The sequence below is a fragment of the Pelosinus fermentans JBW45 genome, from assembly GCF_000271665.2.
Classification (GTDB): Bacteria; Bacillota; Negativicutes; order DSM-13327; family DSM-13327; genus Pelosinus; species Pelosinus baikalensis.
Genome location: NZ_CP010978.1, coordinates 1,765,125 through 1,783,285 on the forward strand (window position 1 = coordinate 1,765,125; position 18,161 = coordinate 1,783,285).

The window sequence follows — 18,161 nt, forward strand, 5'->3', positions numbered from 1 at the left end:
AGATGAGATGAAATAAGGATGGAAATATTTGAAAGAATTCGGACAAAAAAAGATTTCTTAGCAGTTGTCGGGCTTGGATATGTAGGTTTACCAGTTGCTGTTGCTTTTGCTGAGAAAGTTAAAACCCTGGGAGTTGATATTAATCAAGAAAAGATTGATATTTACAAAAAGGGAATTGATCCTACCAATGAAATTGGCGATGAAGAAATTCAACGTACAACTTTGGAATTTACCTGTGATCCAACGAGGCTAAAAGAAGCTAAGGTTATCATTGTTGCTGTGCCGACACCTGTCAATGGAGATAAGACGCCCAATTTGGCACCGATTATCAATGCCAGCAAAATGATAGGGGAAAATTTATCTCAAGGCAGTATTGTTGTTTTTGAATCCACAGTGTATCCAGGGGTTACAGAAGATATTTGTGCTCCAATTTTAGAAAAAGAGTCGGGTATGGTATGCGGCAAGGATTTTAAAATCGGCTATTCGCCGGAGCGAATTAATCCTGGGGATCGAGTACATACGCTTAAAAACATTCAAAAAATTGTAGCAGGTATGGACGAAGAAACTCTGGAGAATATTGCAGCCATTTATGAGCTGATTATTAAAGCTGGTGTTTATAAAGCGCCCAGCATTAAAGTTGCAGAAGCGACAAAATTGGCTGAAAATGCCCAAAGGGATATTAACATCGCCTTTATGAATGAATTGGCAATGGCCTTTGATCGTATGGGGATCAATACCAAAGAGGTTATTGATGCCATGAATACCAAATGGAATGCTTTAGGTTTTTATCCAGGATTAGTAGGTGGTCATTGTATTGGTGTCGATCCCTACTACTTTATTTATCAGGCCGAAATGTTGGGGTATCACTCGCAGATTATTGCCGCTGGCAGAAAAGTTAATGATAATATGGGGATTTTTGTCACTGACAACATCATAAAAAAAATGATTCAATCCAATATAAATGTCAAGAAATCTAATATTTATATTATGGGTATCACTTTCAAAGAGAATTGTCCGGATATGCGCAATTCAAAAGCGGTAGATGTTTGTAAGCACCTTGCTACCTATGGAATCAAAGTAAATGTGGTAGACCCTATTGCCGACAAAACAGAGTTTAGAAAAGAGTTTGATATGGAATTAGTAGACATAAAAGATATTCGAAACGCTGATTGTCTGGTCTTTTTAGTAGCGCATCAACAATTTAAGAATTTGCGGACGACAGACTTGAGAAAGTTATTTAAACAGCCAAGATTACAAACAAAATATGTCTTTATTGATATCAAGAGTATATTTGACCAAAAAGCCATAGAAAAAGAGGGGTATTCCTACTGGAGTCTTTAATTATAAGGGGTGATATACGTGAAAACTAAGATAATAGTATCATCACTGGTTCTATTTATCGGTGCTTGCCTCATAGGGATATTTTTCTTTAAAGACTTTTTTACAGCGCCGACAGGCGGCGACTATCGTAACATTACGGATATAGAAAGTTCTTATAATGCAGAGGCAGAAATTGCACAAGCATTAGCTAAAATGAAAAGTAGTCAAGACAAAGCAACTGTAATCATGCGTAGCAATAGTGGCCAGCGTCAAATTGCTCTAACTTTTGATGGGCTAACAGATAGCACTAGCATGCAGCAAATTTTAGACCTATTAAAAAAACATAATGTGAAAGCAACATTTTTTGTAGATGGGATGCAGACTGCCGAAGATCCGCAAACCGTTGTAAATATTAAAAAAGCAGGGCATAAAATAGAAAACTATTCACTTTTAGGCATTAGTAAAATGGAAGCTCTACCTGTGGAAAGAGTAGTAAAAGATTTCAGCCGGGCACAAAAAATCATTAAAGTGATTACAGATCAAGGGCCAAATCTTTTAAAATGCAATGATACCAACTATACGGATCAATTATTACAAGCAGCAAAGGCCTGTGGTTTTAATAGTGTGGTGAAAAGTGATGTTTTTTTGAATGTGAAACAAATAAATTCCCTTTCGGCAGCGGATGTTTTTGTCGGTAAGCTTAAACCGGGAAGCATCCTTTCCGTTAAACTAAAACCCAATACTGAACGGATTGTAAATGAACCAGGAAAAACAGATTTACGACCGGCAATTGACAAACAGCCTGGATTAAAAGAACTGCCACAAGAGGCAAACCTGGGAGAAAAGGAAACTATCGCTGCGGTAGAAAGACTTTTAACTGCTATTAACAAGGCAAATTATACTACGGTCTATGTAGAAGATTTCGCAACTGACAGCAGTATGCAAAATCCAGTAAAAACGACTTTTTTTCCAAATAGTATCAACAACGTTAAAGAAAGTACTCACTACTCGTTTTTTATAAAAATGGCTTCTTTCCTACAAGAAGAATTTACGACTTTATTTATTGGCCGTACAGCTTATGCGGCAGAGAGTGTAAATAGCGAGGCACAAGAAATAAAACTGATTTCAACCACAGAGCCTGCTCTTTCTTATACCTTCGGGGGATTAGCAAATGAAACAGTGGTCAATGATGTACTCACAAGGTTACATCGTCTAGGCATTAAAGCAACCTTCTTTGTAGCGGAGGTAGAAATGAGAAAGTACCCTGAAACACTGCGAAGAATCATTGAAAATGGACACGAAATTGGTATTGCGATCAGACCTAAGGATGGGGAGACCGCTGATGAGACGCGCAGTACAATTCTGCGTGATAGTAAGAAACTGCAAGAACAGTTTGGTGTGGCTACGAACTTGGTAAAACAGCCATGGGGCGCCGTATCGGATACAACTAAAGAAGTGATTTTTAGTTTGGGCTATAAATTGATTGGTCAATCTGTCAATGTTGTTCAAAACAAACATAAAGATTACACTTCGGCAGATCAAGTGATGGCTGAAATTTTCGGAAAATCCATGTTGTCTTTAGCACGGGGACAAATTGTACATTTCAGAATGGATTATTATGCTAATGATCGATTGGTTGGCGATTTGGCTGAAATAATCAAGCAACGCAAAGTGGATAACATTGCCTATGCAACATTTTATGATAATCCTGTCAATAATTTATCGAATGACTCTCAGTATACGATTAAGCCAGTAGGAGAAATTCTGAATAATACTAGATTTATTTATCGATACCCGGTAGATCTGGCAACTGTTCCTGCACATCTAAAAAATGATGGATCTGAGCAAATGATTGATACACACAATTTTCTGGCAGAAGCCTCTAAACGCTATATAGGAAACAGGGATGTTAATGACAATAACAATATGCTAGGTTTCTCAAAAATGGATACTCGTCGTCTTGATAAGAGTGGATTGATACACACAAAAGACAATGTTATTTTCATTACCTTCGACGACTGGGGGACGGATGCGTCAGTCAATAAAATACTATATGTCTTGCGCAAGCACAATGTACCGGCAACATTTTTTATTCTCACCCATAATGTAGTAAATAACCCAAATCTGCTTCGGACGATTGCCATGCAAGGTCATAATATTGGAGATCATTCTGACAAACATAAACCTATGGTAGTTCGTGATCCCAAAACAGGTAAGCAAGTCAATACTCAGGGTAAAGAAGAGTACATTCAGGAGCTTGCTACATCCTATCAAAAATTGTTAACTATTACAGGAGATGTAAACGTTAATGGGAAACCAATGTTAACCAAATTTTTTCGCCCGCCAACGCTGGCAATCAGCAAGATGGGAATTGAGGTGCTGTTTGAAACTGGTTACGAATTTATTGTTTCCGGTTCGTGCAACACAAATGATTATAGAGCAAAAAATGTTCCTCAACTTGAAAAAATAATTGAAGATGGAGTATATACAGAAAATGGGGAAGTAAGAAAAGGCGCTATTTTGGTTCTGCATATGTTAGATAGTGCTGCGTACACTGCAATAGCCTTAGATATACTGCTGACTGCAAATGAGGCCAAAGCAGATTCTGATCCTTCCAAATTTAAAGTCGGCAGGTTATCAGACTACTTAATTGATGGCTATTCGCAAATCAGCCGAAAATCACTGAAATGAAATAATAATGATCATGTTTAATGCAGCAAAAGTATAAATTATCATAATGACATGATAAAAGTGATTGATTATATGCTGCTCTAATCAGCAGCGTAGAAATGGCAAGGAAGTGGATGATGGATAAGATAAAAACAGAAGAGGATATTTTACTTGTTGCCAAACCCGATCGCAGGCTGATTTCTAAAGTACCTGATAAAGAAAAATTGCGTTCGAATATAGACAGGCGCCGCGTAAAGGGAAATGAGGACCCCAACGATATTTCAACTCTTGTAGAAAATGAAAAAATGGGCAGACGCTACTTAGTGAATTATGATGTTTCAATCCGATATGTTTCTAATGGGAAAGAAGTAACATGTCTCGCGAAAGGCGTTGATATATCGACCACTGGTATGTTACTGGAAGTTTCTCCGGAAGTGGCTCGGGGATTGAGCCTGGCATCAAAAATCAAACTGAAGTTTGTCATAACGCCCGGCTCTATGCCGGAAGGTTATGAGATGAAAGTTGATATTGCCGCCCATTATATCCGTTTTGACAAAAACGCAGAAGGGAAAACCTTGTGTGGAGTGGAATTTATCGAATCACTTGCTCAGTATGCAACAAAGAAGAAAAATTGGTATATGCTTTCCGCCGCCTCATTTTTTCTATTCTTTATTACTGCCTGCATTCTTCTGATGAGGGCAGAAAGTGTGCTTTATTTTAAATTTAATAAAATCTTGTATATGTACAGTATTATTGCAGCAACATTCTTGCTTACTCGATATCTGTTTGGTTCTTTTTATCGACCAGTTCCTATTGACAAAGATTTTACGCCTGGGGTGACAATTATTGTTCCTTGTTTCAATGAGGAACAATGGATACAAAGAACAATTTTAGGCTGTATTAATCAAGATTATCCTATCCATAAACTAGAAGTAATTGTTGTAGATGATTGCTCTAATGATAAATCCGTTGAAAAAATTAAAGAGATCGTAGAAGAACTGAAGATTAAAGAACAACGCTATGATATTGAAAACAGGCTTCATTATATTGTTCAGGAAACAAATGCAGGTAAAAGGGAGGCATTGGCAAAAGGAGCACTAATGGCACAGCATGAATTAATTGTGTTTGTTGATTCTGACAGCTTCTTAGATCCTTTTGCCATTCGAAATATTGTCCAGCCCTTTAAAGATACAAAAATGGGCGGCGTTTCCGGCAGAACCGACGTTGCCAATACCTATACCAATGCACTTACGAAAATGCAGGCTGTACGCTATTACATTGCCTTTCGTATCATGAAGGCAGCAGAAAGCTATTTTGATGCAGTCACTTGTTTATCTGGTCCTCTGTCTTGTTACAGAAAAGATTTGCTTGTTAAATATATGGATGATTGGCTAAATCAACGATTTTTGGGGGAGAAAGCTACATTCGGCGATGATCGAAGCATGACCAATTTCATATTAAGAGAAAATCGCACGGGTTATCAAGATACCGCGATATGTAATACCGTTGTACCGAACACCTACAATGTTTTTTTGAAACAACAGTTGCGCTGGAAACGCTCATGGCTTCGAGAGTCCCTAATTGCAGCAGGATTCATGTGGAAAAAGGAACCTTTTATGGCCTTATCTTTTTATATGGGCGTACTTGTACCGCTCTTAGCACCGATTATTGTAATTTATAATTTAATTTACATTCCGATAGCACATCGCGTGTTTCCTTTTACCTTTATAATTGGTATTTTTTTAATGGCATTGCTCATGAGTATGGCCCAATTATTTCTAAGAAGAAGCTCAACATGGATTTACGGATTGTGGTTTTGTTTATACTATGAAGCCGTACTTTTATGGCAAATGCCCATTGCTTGGGTTACCTTTTGGAAAACGACATGGGGAACACGCATGACTCCGGCGGATCTTGCAGAATTGTTAAAAAAGAATCGCAAAAAGCAAGAGAGGGCATAAGATGATGACAATATCAAATGAAAAATTCACTGCCCAAAAAGATAGAAGAAAAAAAATACGTGTAGTGATACAAATTATAATCCTCCTTACAGTGCTTGCTATTTGTATCACCGCATTATTTACTTTAAAAGCATATCATCCTTATACATCGCAAAATGCAAACGTTTCCGGAGATAAGGGCTTTGTTGCCCTTGCCTATTTCGGTGTAGAGCGGATCGGTAATCAAAATATAATCGGGGTGGGGCGTTTATATGAGCATTTACAGGCGTTAAGAGATTTGGGTTATGTAACGGTCACACAAGATGATGTTTTAAACTACTACCAAACAGGAAAAGACCTGCCAGAAAAATCTCTTTTTTTGATTTTCGAAGACGGCAGGAGAGATACAGCTATTTTTTCACAAAAAGTTTTAGAAGATTTGAATTTTAAAGCAACCATGTTGACATATCCGGAAAAATTTGAAAAAAAAGATACTAAATTTTTAATGCCCGAGGAGCTGAAAGAACTTGAGAAATCAACTTTTTGGGAAATGGGTACCAATGGATACCGACTGGCATTCATTAACGTATTTGATCGGTACGATAATTACCTTGGAGAATTAGATCCATTGAAACACGCTCGCGTTGCATCTTATTTAGGACGTAAATATAATCACTATTTGATGGATTATATTCGTGATGAATATGGTATTCCGAAAGAAAGTTATAACAGGATGAAAGAGCGGATCTCTTATGATTATGAAGCTGTAAGAGATATTTATACAAAGTCTATTGGGTACGTACCTGGAATGTACATATTGATGCACTCCAATACAGGAAGCTTTGGCAATAATGATAAAGTAAGTGCTGTGAACGAATCTTGGATTAAAACATTATTTAAAATGAACTTTAACAGAGAAGGTTTTTCCTTTAATCAGAGAAACAGCAGTCTTTATGACTTAACCAGGATGCAGCCCCAGGCCTATTGGTATACCAATCATTTGTTGATGCGTATCAAATATGATATCAATCAAGACTTGGAATTTGTCAAAGGCGATTTGAACAAACAAAAAGCATGGGAAACCCTTAAAGGGGCTTTAGAAATTCAAGAGGAAACGATGATCCTAACCTCTTTGCCAAAAGATAAAGGTTTATTGCGCTTAAAAAACAGTAATGATTTTGAAGACCTGAAACTTTCCGTAAGAATGAAGGGGAATAAACTTGGTTTGCAGAAAGTATATCTCAGGGCTGATGAAAGCTTAAACCGATTCTTGTCCGTATATATTCTCAATAATGTTCTATATGTTACGGAAAAAAACGGCGGTGCCGAAAAAGAACTGTTTAAATTAAACTTAGATAAATATGATGGTAAAGAAAAGTTATCCATTCCTGAAGATAAAAAAGCGGCTGAAATGCGAGAACTGGAAACCTTCGTAAAATATGCTGATTCTGCTGAAACAGCGAAGGTTTATGCAGAACGATTGAAAGATAAAAATATGGAGAATGCGCCTACCGTGACAGACGGTGCCGGAGAATATATACCGGACCTTAGTGTTCATGCAGAAGGTGATCGTATGCTGTCACTATCTCTTAAGAAGAATCGGATTAGCATTATGATAGATGGAGAAGATGCTGTTATCGATTTACCAGTATCTGAACCAAAGGCAGGCGCTGTTTATCTGGAAACAGCATGGGGCGGTTATGGCTGGAGTCAAAGAAATTTGGCGGATGATGTGTATGATGGTGTGTTTGAAAAGCTCATGATCACCGAAAATACGGGAGCGGAAAAAGAAAAGATTTTATTTGACAGTCGGCTGCAAGGATTTGATGCTGTCAAATTTAAAGTAAGGCAGCTGTGGGAATCTCTTATAAACTGGTTTATTGTAAAATTGTAATCAATCGGAGGAAGTGAATGCATGAGCAGCATAGGTTATAAAATTATCAAAACAGTTATTTTTGCATCGGTTTTTGTTATCTTGATTGGTTGCAATTATAATAGTCAATCTGCTGTTAATGCAGTCGCAAAAGAACCAACAAAAGCATCAGCATGGTTGGCTTATTGGGACTTAGGTACAGGGGAAAAAGATTTAGAAAGACTAGGAAGGAAACTGGAGAAACTATCTTATTTTGGCGCATATTTCGATAGTAATGATCGCCTTTTCATACCCAAAGAGCTCAGTGATAAAAAAATCGAATTACAAAAGAAAAAAAGAAAATATGAAACCTACCTTACTTTTGTCAATGATAAGCAGAATTCTGATGGATCGGCTGTGATGAAAGATACAGAAGTCCTTCGTAGGTTATTTTCCGATGATGAGTCTATGGAGAAACATATTGATGAAATCATTGCACTGACATTGCAGGGGGGATATGATGGTATTGAAATCGATTATGAAAGAATATGGAAAGACGAAACCATTGGACAGACATTTTTGCAATTTACAGATAGACTGTATGCAAAAGCCCTGAAAAATAATTTGAAACTAAGGATTGTACTGGAACCGAGTACACCCTTTTCTTCTATTGATTTTGTCAAGGGTCCGGAATATGTCGTTATGCTCTATAACCTTTATGGAGTGCATAGTGCTCCCGGCCCTAAGGCCAATAAGGAATTTATCCAAAGAACAATAACACGAATGAAGGCTTTGCCGGGTGAGAAATCGGTAGCATTTTCAACTGGCGGATGCCTATGGGGCGATAACGGTGAAAAAAGGTTCTTGACAGAAGTGGAAGCAAAAACCCTCGTTGCAATATATGAACGTGAAACCAAAAGGGATGAAGAAAGCCAATGCGTAGTTTTTGATTATAAAAGTAAAGGTGTGACCTATCAAGTTTGGTATGCTGATGTGAAAACGTTAAATTACTGGATAACGATTGCGAAAGAGCAAGGTGCAAATAATATCAGTCTGTGGCGTCTTGGTGAGAATGTGGATGTCGACAAAATAAAATAGGAAAACTTGCAAAAAAGAACCACTCAAATTGAGAGGTTCTTTTTTGCTTTTAATAGAAAGTGCTAGATGACTATGTAGTAAAATCATTGCTAAAGTAAGGAGCAGAAACAATTAGCAGCATGATGATGAGTCATCTTCACAAAAGCCAAATAATAGGATAATGATAATGATAATAATCACAGACCAGCTGTTACCTCCGCGTCTACCACATCCAAAACCCATAACACGACCTCCTTTTAGAGCGAGTTACTATCTATATTGCTATATTATGATACAGATAATAATTTGGTAGATTGTCTTTTTAGAATAAGTTAATTTTGTAGATTTTTTTACAAGCCTAGAAAGTGTAAGTTCGGAAAAAGCTAAACACAGAGGGCAATCATTAAATTGTTTTACGGGGAATTATATTGCATTAAGAATTGAATAATTTTGCAAAATACTCTTTGTTATAGAGGACGCTGGGATGATTAGGGACAAAGGATTCTGCGCTTTTATTATGTTCTAAAGCTGTCTCGTTTTCACCAAGTTTGGAATAGCAAACGCATAGTTGGAGATGAGGCAGCCAGGTTGAGCAAGCGTAGTTCTTAAGAGAGGAATGATTGTTTGAATCTTTTACATCGAGTGCTAGCTTATACCAGAATATAGCAAGAGAATATTTTTGGGAGTTGAGAAAATGATAGCCAAGACGACAGCAAAAGTCTGGTCGAGGTATATCATATTCAAAAGATTGATATATATATTTTAACTTCTGCTGTTCATCGCTAAGGAAAGCAAAACAATCTGATAGTTTGCCACAGGCAGAAATATTATCTTCTACCCAACCTAATTTAGTATCCAAAAACTTTTGATAGTACTCGGCAGCCTTTTCATATATGTGGTGGTCTACTAATTCATTCGCATAATAAAAGAGATCTCTGGGAGAGAAGACTTCGCCATCTGCGATACGCTTTTCATAGATTTTTAGATTGCGGTCAGCGGTATCGCATCTTTCTTTTTTATGGGTAACAGTAACATCACTGTCTATGATTTTTCCATTTACAGCCAGATATTCATGTACAGCTCCAATCCATTGGAACTGTCTTGCTCGCTTGACTAATCTATTTCTACGTAGACTTGAAACAATATTGCCATTAGCATCTGATGCCAGATTATAATTCATCGTTACAGAATCGACGGTAGAGTCAAGGTCTTGCTTTAAAAGCAACAGTTTTTGTAAATCATTTTCAAGTAAAACATCATCAGCGTCTAGCCACATTATATAATCTTGTGTTGCATGACTAAAAGCAAAGTTACGGGCTGCTCCAAAGTCGTCGATCCATGTAAAATCATAAATTTTTTCAGTGTATCTTGCTGCGATTTCTTTCGTTTTATCTGTAGAGCCTGTATCCACTATAGTGATTTCATCCATGGCGTTTTTGACAGATTCAAGGCAACGACCTAATGTGTTTTCTTCATTCTTTACGATAAGACATAAACTTATTGTAATCAAATTCATCACCTACTTATATTTATAAGCTTTATTGATGGTTCAGGGTAATGGTATTTTTATCAGGTTATCTTTTTAGAGATCATATTATAGTAAGTTTTATAGTAGAGAAATTAATAGGATTGAAAGTTTACCCCCTCTCAAAATAACTTAGGACCATAATATAATATGTAAATGGTGATGATAATGTGTCATAAGTGTAGGAAAAAAGAAGAAATTCTATAATGAATGAGTGATTCTTTTTTAGTATGATCGAGAATGTATGTTTCCCTAAATTACTATGTAGTTAAATAGAATATTGGCCGAGACTTTAGGAGTCTCGGCCAATATTCTATTTGTTACTATTCTTTTTTTCTTATGATTTTATGATCATGGTTATTGTGAGCTTATAGTTAATTAAAATAGGAGCAGTCATATATATTATCCAAAGTGAACAGCATTAAGAGCTCTGGTAAGTGCTGTAGTACTCACAATATTTGTGCCAGTAACCGTAATACGAATTTCGTAAGTGTGAGTCCCAGCAGCAGGGGTATCAATTCAAGTCATGTTAGGGGCCTGTGGCACCGGTAGCGCCAGTTTCACCAGTAGCACCAGTAGCACCAGTAGCGCCAGTTTCACCAGTAGCACCAGTCGCTCCAGCATCGCCAGTAGCGCCAGTTGCACCAGTAGCTCCAACATCACCCGTAGCGCCGGTGGCTCCAGTAGCTCCAACATCACCCGTAGCGCCGGTGGCTCCAGTAGCTCCAACATCACCAGTTGCGCCAGTTGCACCAGTAGCTCCAACATCACCAGTTGCGCCAGTTGCACCAGTAGCTCCAACATCACCAGTTGCGCCAGTTGCACCAGTAGCTCCAACATCACCAGTGGCGCCGGTGGCTCCAGTAGCACCAACATCACCAGTGGCGCCGGTGGCTCCAGTAGCACCAACATCACCAGTAGCGCCGGTGGCTCCAGTAGCTCCAACATCACCCGTAGCGCCAGTAGCTCCAGTAGCACCAGTAGCTCCAACATCACCAGTGGCGCCGGTGGCTCCAGTAGCTCCAACATCACCAGTGGCGCCGGTGGCTCCAGTAGCTCCAACATCACCAGTGGCGCCAGTTGCACCAGTAGCACCAACATCACCAGTGGCGCCGGTGGCTCCAGTAGCACCAACATCACCAGTGGCGCCGGTGGCTCCAGTAGCTCCAACATCACCCGTAGCGCCGGTCGCTCCAGTAGCTCCAACATCACCAGTTGCACCGGTTGCACCAGTAGCTCCAACATCACCAGTGGCGCCGGTGGCTCCAGTAGCTCCAACATCACCCGTAGCGCCGGTGGCTCCAGTAGCTCCAACATCACCAGTAGCACCAGTTGCACCGGTTGCACCAGTAGCTCCAACATCACCCGTAGCGCCGGTGGCTCCAGTAGCACCAACATCACCAGTGGCGCCAGTTGCACCAGTAGCTCCAACATCACCAGTGGCGCCGGTGGCTCCAGTAGCACCAACATCACCAGTTGCGCCGGTGGCTCCAGTAGCTCCAACATCACCAGTTGCGCCAGTTGCACCAGTAGCTCCAACATCACCAGTTGCGCCAGTTGCACCAGTAGCTCCAACATCACCAGTTGCGCCAGTTGCACCAGTAGCACCAACATCACCAGTGGCGCCAGTAGCTCCAGTAGCACCAGTAGCACCAGTTACACCGGTAGCGCCAGTAGCACCAACATCACCCGTAGCGCCCGTAGCACCAGTAGCTCCAACATCACCAGTTGCGCCGGTGGCTCCAGTAGCTCCAACATCACCCGTAGCGCCAGTAGCTCCAGTAGCACCAGTAGCACCAGTAGCTCCAGCATCGCCAGTAGCGCCAGTTGCACCAGTAGCTCCAGTAGCTCCAACATCACCAGTTGCGCCGGTTGCACCAGTAGCTCCAACATCACCAGTAGCACCAGTAGCTCCAGTTGCACCAGTAGCACCAGTTACACCGGTAGCGCCAGTAGCACCAACATCACCCGTAGCGCCCGTAGCACCAGTAGCTCCAACATCACCAGTTGCGCCGGTGGCTCCAGTAGCTCCAACATCACCAGTAGCGCCGGTGGCTCCAGTAGCTCCAACATCACCAGTAGCACCAGTTACACCAGTAGCTCCAGTTGCACCAGTTGCACCAGTAGCTCCAGTAGTACCAGTAGCTCCAGTAGCACCCGTAGCACCAACATCGCCAGTTGCGCCAGTAGCACCAGTTACACCAGTAGCTCCAGTAGCACCAACATCGCCAGTAGCTCCAGTTACACCAGTAGCTCCAGTAGTACCAGTAGCACCAGTAGCACCAGTAGCACCAGTTACACCAGTAGCTCCAGTAGTACCAGTAGCTCCAGTAGCACCAGTAGCACCAGTTACACCAGTAGCACCAGTAGCACCAGTAGCACCAGTAGCACCAGTAGCACCAGTAGCACCAGTAGCACCAGTAGCACCAACATCACCAGTAGCACCAGTAGCACCAGTAACGCCCGTCGATCCAGTAGCACTAGCAGCACCGGTAGCACCAGTAGCGCCAGTAGCGCCCGTCGACCCAGTAGCACTAGCAGCACCGGTAGCGCCAGTAGCACCAGTAGCGCCAGGAGCGCCAGGAGCGCCAGGAGCGCCAGGAGCGCCAGGAGTGCCAGGAGCGCCAGGAGCACCAGTAGCGCCAGTAGGACCAGTAACGCCAACATCTTCTGGCACCTCAGCGATCACTAAAGTTGCTTTAACTGGGACTAAAGGAGAAAATGTTACACTATTAGGTGTTCGATTCACTAAACCTAGTCCGATTGGTGCAACATCAACTTGTATAAGTGCAGATCCAGCAAGCGGACCCATTATTAGGGGCGAACTTACTAGCACTTCATCAGCTTGTGTTGTTACGATTGAAAAACTTATACTACTTGAACCTGGAGATGATTGAGTTGCTACCGACCAATTGACAAGATATCGTCCGGTTTTGTTTAGGATGACGACTCCTGTTGCCGGGTTATAACTTACGGGCCCAAAGCTGCTAAGAACTGCTTCAAATAGAACAATATCATTTGCATTGATTGAACCGGGCAACAGCCGTCTAAGTTGAAGACCTATTGTATCCAACCTGATTCCTCCTCGCTTTCACTAAATTTAATTGAAGCTTCAATGGAGCTAAAAGACTGAGTTTTAAGTTCTTCAGCAAAAAAACTAGCTACCATATGCGCTTCTTTAGTAATACTCCGTGCTGGATTAGCAGCGTCCAAGGGGTATACATTAAAGTGAACCCCTTTTTTAGAGAGAGTATTTATGAAATATAATATGTAAATAGTGATAATAATGTGTCTTATAACAAAAAATTGATGTTATTTTAAATTAAATAAAATATATAATCTAGAACGATTATTTAAAGAGGAATGAAACTGTGGTTCATTCCTCTATTGCGTTTTTATTCAAAAAATCCCTTGCTGTAGGGGGCTGATGATACTATTTTAACTACTTATTAATGCAATCCGAATAGAAGCATTGACATTAATTTGTGTTCCTCCTGCTAACGTTTGCAAGGTCACTGCAGCAGTACTAGTATGATTTCTAACAGTTAATACGTCACCAGCAGCAGCGGTGATAATTAACGTACCGGGATTAGGTTGCGTACCAGCCCCAGAGCCATAGGTACCGCCCGCAACAGGAGCGCCGTTTTGGAAGAGGGTGAACTGGTTTGGCTCTACACCTGCAACTATGAATGAGATCTCATAATCACCAGCACTACCAAGTGTAATAGAAGCTGTTCCTGGTGCATGGGTAATGGCGCCTACAATAACACCGTTATCACTAAATGTTATATCTGCTTCTAGTGCAACAACTTGAGCAGCTAAATTATAGATGTAGGCGTATTCCGATAAGCCAAGAAGTCCGGCCGCGCCCGTAGCTCCGGTTGCACCTGTATCTCCCGTAGCGCCAGTAGCGCCAGTAGCACCAGCGGCACCAGCAGCGCCCGTAGCACCCGTAGCGCCGGTTGCACCTGTATCTCCCGTAGCGCCAGTAGCACCAGCGGCACCAGCAGCGCCCGTAGCACCCGTAGCGCCGGTTGCACCTGTATCTCCCGTAGCGCCCGTAGCACCCGCGGCACCAGCAGCACCCGTAGCTCCGGTTGCACCTGTATCTCCCGTAGCGCCAGTAGCGCCAGTAGCGCCAGTAGCACCAGCAGCACCAGCAGCACCCGTAGCTCCGGTTGCACCCGTATCTCCCGTAGCGCCCGTAGCGCCCGTAGCGCCCGTAGCACCCGCAGCTCCGGTAGCACCCGCAGCTCCGGTAGCACCCGTATCTCCCGTAGCACCAGTAGCACCAGTAGCACCAGTAGCGCCAGCAGCGCCAGCAGCACCAGTAGCACCAGTAGCTCCAGTCGCGCCGGTAGCACCAGTTATGCCAGTAGTACCAGTATCACCAGCTCCAGTAGGGCCAGTAGCTCCAGTCGCGCCGGTAGCACCAGTTATGCCAGTAGCACCAGTATCACCAGCTCCAGTAGGGCCAGTAGCTCCAGTCGCGCCGGTAGCACCAGTTATACCAGTAGCACCAGCTCCAGTAGGACCAGTAGCTCCAGTCGCGCCGGTAGCTCCAGTTATGCCGGTAGCACCAGTAGCACCAGTGGGGCAAGTAGGCTTAGGAGTACAACAGCAGTTAGTATCGATACTACAGCAGTTTGCTGGCGATGTGCATAGTGGGAACTTAAAAAATATAGGTGAGAATCTAGTCATTGATGTATTGTCAAAGGACATAATAAGATTGACCTCCTTTAGTAAAATATTAACTCTTATTATACTATTTAAATAGTGATAAAATTGTGTCGTCATTATGTAAGCATAACGACAAAAGATAGCTCCTATTTAAAATTGGATATATTTTTTACATCAGAGGACTTTACAACAGGATTCAAATTTCTTAGTATATATAATAGGTCTAACTTCAAGAAGTAGTGCTGAGATTTGTCAAAAGTTTTTTTGACAAAAATAAAAAAGAAAAGTACAATAAATAATAGGCTTTCGTTGACGGAATGGCCATAAGACTCTTCTTTATAATGTGTGAGCCTGATTTATGACCCACGGCATAAGATAGCTGCTTGTGGGCATTTGTTTTGCTTGGACGTAGCTTATGCTGATAAGCAAATATGAATAAGTGAGGATTCAATTATGATTACGGTACGAGAGAAAGTTCGCTTTGTTGAAACAGATATGATGGGTGTTGTACATCATGCTAACTATTTTCGTTGGTTTGAAATGGGGCGAGTAGAATATTTAAGACAGGTTAACATCTCTTTGCTTGAAATGATGGCTGATAACATTGTTTTTCCGATAACTCATGTAGATTGTCAGTATTGTGCTTCTGCCAAATTTGATGATTATATTCTAATTGAAACAACAATGACGGAAGTATCACCAGTAAAGATGGTTTTTACATATAAAATTGTTCGGGAAGCCGATGGAGTACTATTAGCTACAGGTAATACTCAAAATGTATTTACCGATAATCAGGGGAAAATTATTCGCTTGCCTAGTAGGTACTTTTCAAATTTAAAAATGGATTTTGAAAGTGTAAGAGAGTAAGTGTATATAAAAAAATATATTTAGATAGAATATTTTGTTAGGAGGTGCAGTCAATTGAGTACTAATGCACCAATTGGTATCTTTGATTCTGGAATTGGTGGTCTTACTGTTGTTAAAGAGCTTATGGAAATCATGCCTGGGGAAAATTTGATCTACTTTGGGGATACCGCGCGTACACCTTATGGATCTAGGCCTCCAGCAGAAATTATCGGATTTATGCAGCAAATTTTAGACTTTTTTACTATGCAAAAAGTGAAAATGGCTGTGGTTGCTTGCAATACTATGACAGCCTTGGGTCTTGAAATGGCAAAGAAACAATATCCTTTTACGTTGGTAGGTGTTAATACAGGGACAGATATGGCCCTGGCTGTTACCAAAAGCAAAAAAGTAGGGGTTATTGCGACAAAAGCTACCATTGAAAGCAAGAATCATGCCAAGGCTATTGGGAGAAAAGATGCTGCTGTACTTGTTTATTCTCAGGCTTGCCCAAAACTTGTACCATTAATTGAACAAGAGCAGCTTGAAGGACCTGAAATTGAACTGGCAATAGCTGAATATCTGCTGCCGATGAAAAAACAGGGAGTGGATGCAATCATTTTAGGTTGTACTCATTATCCTCTTGTGAGTTCAGTGATTGAAAAAATCATAGGCAATAAGATTGTCGTTATTGATCCTGCTAGAGAGACTGGATTGGAGGCACAATACTTTCTACAGCAGCAAAAACAATTATCTTCATTGAATCAGGGAAACGTTAGATTGTGTTTTTCTGCAGATGTGGAACGGGCAAAAAGAATTGCAGGCTTTCTATTTGATACAGAAAAGATAGAATTTGAATTGGTAAATTTAGAGAAGTTTGCAGTAGTATAGTCATATAGGAGTAATAAGGGAAAGTTTCATAGTCCTATGGGGTAAAATTTGGTATACTAATAAAGGAAAAAACTTCTGGAGATGGGGGCCTTGGTGTGGAAATCTTGGTGACGATAGTAATAATAGCTATAATTATGGCAGTAGCTGTGTGGTTGTTTATTGCCAAACAAGGTGATGCTGACTTTGAATTTAAAGTGAATGAGCGTACGGAATTTAAATTAGTTGACCAAACCGAAAAAACAGCTACTTTTTCTTGTGAAGTAGCATTTATCAATAAAGGTTCACAGGATGGTACGATAATGGATGCTTATCCTCGTCATTTGCTGCCCTATGAACAATTTGATGGTGTTGAGGTAAATTCTAGAATGGAACTTACCACAGCACTCCGAACCGATAATTATTTTGAAGCTGTGATTATTCCTAAAGGAACGGGTGGAATCGTTATTGTTACGGTTACATTTACGGCGAAGACAGGTAATATTAAAGATGCCTTGCAAAATTTATATGATTTGTCTGTAGATATGCCGATTGATATTGTATATCAGATTGTAGCTCGTACCCCATGGTATATTCATAAGGCGCGTATGATTATGACTTGTGATGAAATCAATAGGGCTATGCAGGCAAAAGGTACTGCGAAATGGGAGGGCTAGTAATGGCAGAACTTGAACTCAAACCAGTAGGTACGCGTATTTTAACAGATAAAGACAATATTGTAGATATGATCGAAAAGTATACCAAAGAGGATATTGGACCGGATGATGTAGTATCGGTAGCTGAGAGCGTCGTTGCGATTACCCAGGGGCGTGTGGCAAGGCCCGAAGATTTTAAAGTGTGCTTTTTAGCGAAGATTTTATGCCGCTTTGTACCTCAAAAAGGCAGTTTATCCAGTGTATACGGTATGCAGTCATTAATGGATGCAGAAGGTAAGTGGCGCGTTTTATTTGCTATGATCATAGGAATGTTTGCCAAAATTGTTGGGAAGAATGGTGTGTTTTATGAACTAGCAGGTTCACATGCTGCTCTAGTTGATGATGTTACGGGCACAATGCCGCCTTTTGATAAATGTCTGGTATACGGACCTTTGGAGGCAAATGGCGTAGCAGAGGAAATTAAACGTCGATTAGGCTGTTATGGTGCAGCAGTGGCAGATGTAAATGATTTAAAACGAGCATTGGTAGTAGGTGCTTCAGCAGGTCTTGATCCTAAGAAGTTGGCACATATTTTAATTGATAATCCTTTCGGTAACGCTTCCCAACGGACACCGATTGTTATTATTAAAAATTATGCAGCAGTAGAGAGAAGGACAGAAAATCTTCTTTCTAGTGAGTAATTGATTAGCAAAGAGGATAGAATACAGCTA

Annotated in this window: 13 protein-coding genes; 9 read left to right on the forward strand and 4 right to left on the reverse strand. The window is 40.9% G+C overall.

The annotated features are described in order from the left end of the window. The first annotated feature begins 18 nt into the window (after window positions 1–18). The 5 genes from JBW_RS07410 (at window position 19) to JBW_RS07430 (ending at window position 8,880) form a co-directional block, all read left to right on the forward strand. Window positions 19–1,341, forward strand: a complete 1,323-nt coding sequence (locus JBW_RS07410; RefSeq protein WP_007959570.1) for a nucleotide sugar dehydrogenase — start codon at window positions 19–21, stop codon at window positions 1,339–1,341. Window positions 1,342–1,359: 18 nt separating this feature from the next. Beyond that, window positions 1,360–4,011: a polysaccharide deacetylase family protein gene (locus JBW_RS07415; RefSeq protein WP_007959572.1), complete on the forward strand. Its 2,652-nt coding sequence runs from the start codon at window positions 1,360–1,362 to the stop codon at window positions 4,009–4,011. A gap of 116 nt (window positions 4,012–4,127) precedes the next feature. Continuing rightward, window positions 4,128–5,951 carry a glycosyltransferase family 2 protein gene (locus tag JBW_RS07420; protein WP_036681741.1) on the forward strand — a complete coding sequence of 608 codons (1,824 nt, stop codon included), beginning with the start codon at window positions 4,128–4,130 and terminating at the stop codon, window positions 5,949–5,951. Between the two features lies 1 nt (window position 5,952). Further along, the gene (locus JBW_RS07425) at window positions 5,953–7,824 is read left to right on the forward strand and encodes a hypothetical protein (RefSeq protein ID WP_007959576.1); all 1,872 of its coding nucleotides are present in this window, start codon (window positions 5,953–5,955) and stop codon (window positions 7,822–7,824) included. A gap of 21 nt (window positions 7,825–7,845) precedes the next feature. Then, window positions 7,846–8,880, forward strand: a complete 1,035-nt coding sequence (locus tag JBW_RS07430) for a glycosyl hydrolase family 18 protein (RefSeq protein WP_007959577.1) — start codon at window positions 7,846–7,848, stop codon at window positions 8,878–8,880. Window positions 8,881–9,292: 412 nt separating this feature from the next. On the opposite strand, the gene JBW_RS07435 is transcribed toward JBW_RS07430, so the two are convergent. The 4 genes from JBW_RS07435 to JBW_RS07450 form a co-directional block, all read right to left on the reverse strand. Beyond that, a complete protein-coding gene (locus JBW_RS07435) occupies window positions 9,293–10,369 on the reverse strand; it encodes a glycosyltransferase family 2 protein (protein WP_007959579.1) in 1,077 nt (358 codons plus the stop codon). A 544-nt stretch (window positions 10,370–10,913) separates the two neighbouring features. Continuing rightward, window positions 10,914–13,457: a hypothetical protein gene (locus JBW_RS23740; protein WP_200897011.1), complete on the reverse strand. Its 2,544-nt coding sequence runs from the start codon at window positions 13,455–13,457 to the stop codon at window positions 10,914–10,916. Further along, window positions 13,445–13,597: a hypothetical protein gene (locus JBW_RS24935; RefSeq protein ID WP_158453448.1), complete on the reverse strand. Its 153-nt coding sequence runs from the start codon at window positions 13,595–13,597 to the stop codon at window positions 13,445–13,447. The genes JBW_RS23740 and JBW_RS24935 overlap by 13 nt, the downstream gene beginning before the upstream one ends. Before the next feature lie 225 nt (window positions 13,598–13,822). Further along, window positions 13,823–15,106 (reverse strand): hypothetical protein, encoded by a 1,284-nt coding sequence (locus JBW_RS07450; RefSeq protein WP_007959583.1) that lies wholly within the window; start codon window positions 15,104–15,106, stop codon window positions 13,823–13,825. 411 nt (window positions 15,107–15,517) lie between these two features. Between JBW_RS07450 and JBW_RS07455 the strand changes: the two genes are divergently transcribed. The 4 genes from JBW_RS07455 to JBW_RS07470 all read left to right on the forward strand — a co-directional run bounded on the left by JBW_RS07455 (window position 15,518) and on the right by JBW_RS07470 (window position 18,131). Beyond that, a complete protein-coding gene (locus JBW_RS07455) occupies window positions 15,518–15,931 on the forward strand; it encodes an acyl-CoA thioesterase (RefSeq protein WP_007959590.1) in 414 nt (137 codons plus the stop codon). Window positions 15,932–15,985: 54 nt separating this feature from the next. Next, window positions 15,986–16,798 (forward strand): glutamate racemase, encoded by an 813-nt coding sequence (murI, locus tag JBW_RS07460; RefSeq protein WP_007959591.1) that lies wholly within the window; start codon window positions 15,986–15,988, stop codon window positions 16,796–16,798. Between the two features lie 95 nt (window positions 16,799–16,893). Continuing rightward, window positions 16,894–17,451 (forward strand): hypothetical protein, encoded by a 558-nt coding sequence (locus JBW_RS07465; RefSeq protein WP_007959592.1) that lies wholly within the window; start codon window positions 16,894–16,896, stop codon window positions 17,449–17,451. 2 nt (window positions 17,452–17,453) lie between these two features. Beyond that, a complete protein-coding gene (locus JBW_RS07470; RefSeq protein ID WP_007959593.1) occupies window positions 17,454–18,131 on the forward strand; it encodes a coenzyme F420-0:L-glutamate ligase in 678 nt (225 codons plus the stop codon). Window positions 18,132–18,161: the final 30 nt, after the last annotated feature.

What these genes read in the sequence shown, in the direction of transcription:
- JBW_RS07420 (WP_036681741.1), top strand. Translation starts at nt 4,128, where the DNA reads ATGGATAAGATAAAAACAGAAGAGGATATTTTACTTGTTGCCAAACCC.
- JBW_RS07425 (WP_007959576.1), top strand. Translation starts at nt 5,953, where the DNA reads ATGATGACAATATCAAATGAAAAATTCACTGCCCAAAAAGATAGAAGA.
- JBW_RS07410 (WP_007959570.1), top strand. Translation starts at nt 19, where the DNA reads ATGGAAATATTTGAAAGAATTCGGACAAAAAAAGATTTCTTAGCAGTT.
- JBW_RS07455 (WP_007959590.1), top strand. Translation starts at nt 15,518, where the DNA reads ATGATTACGGTACGAGAGAAAGTTCGCTTTGTTGAAACAGATATGATG.
- JBW_RS07430 (WP_007959577.1), top strand. Translation starts at nt 7,846, where the DNA reads ATGAGCAGCATAGGTTATAAAATTATCAAAACAGTTATTTTTGCATCG.
- JBW_RS07470 (WP_007959593.1), top strand. Translation starts at nt 17,454, where the DNA reads ATGGCAGAACTTGAACTCAAACCAGTAGGTACGCGTATTTTAACAGAT.
- JBW_RS07450 (WP_007959583.1), bottom strand. Translation starts at nt 15,106, where the DNA reads ATGTCCTTTGACAATACATCAATGACTAGATTCTCACCTATATTTTTT.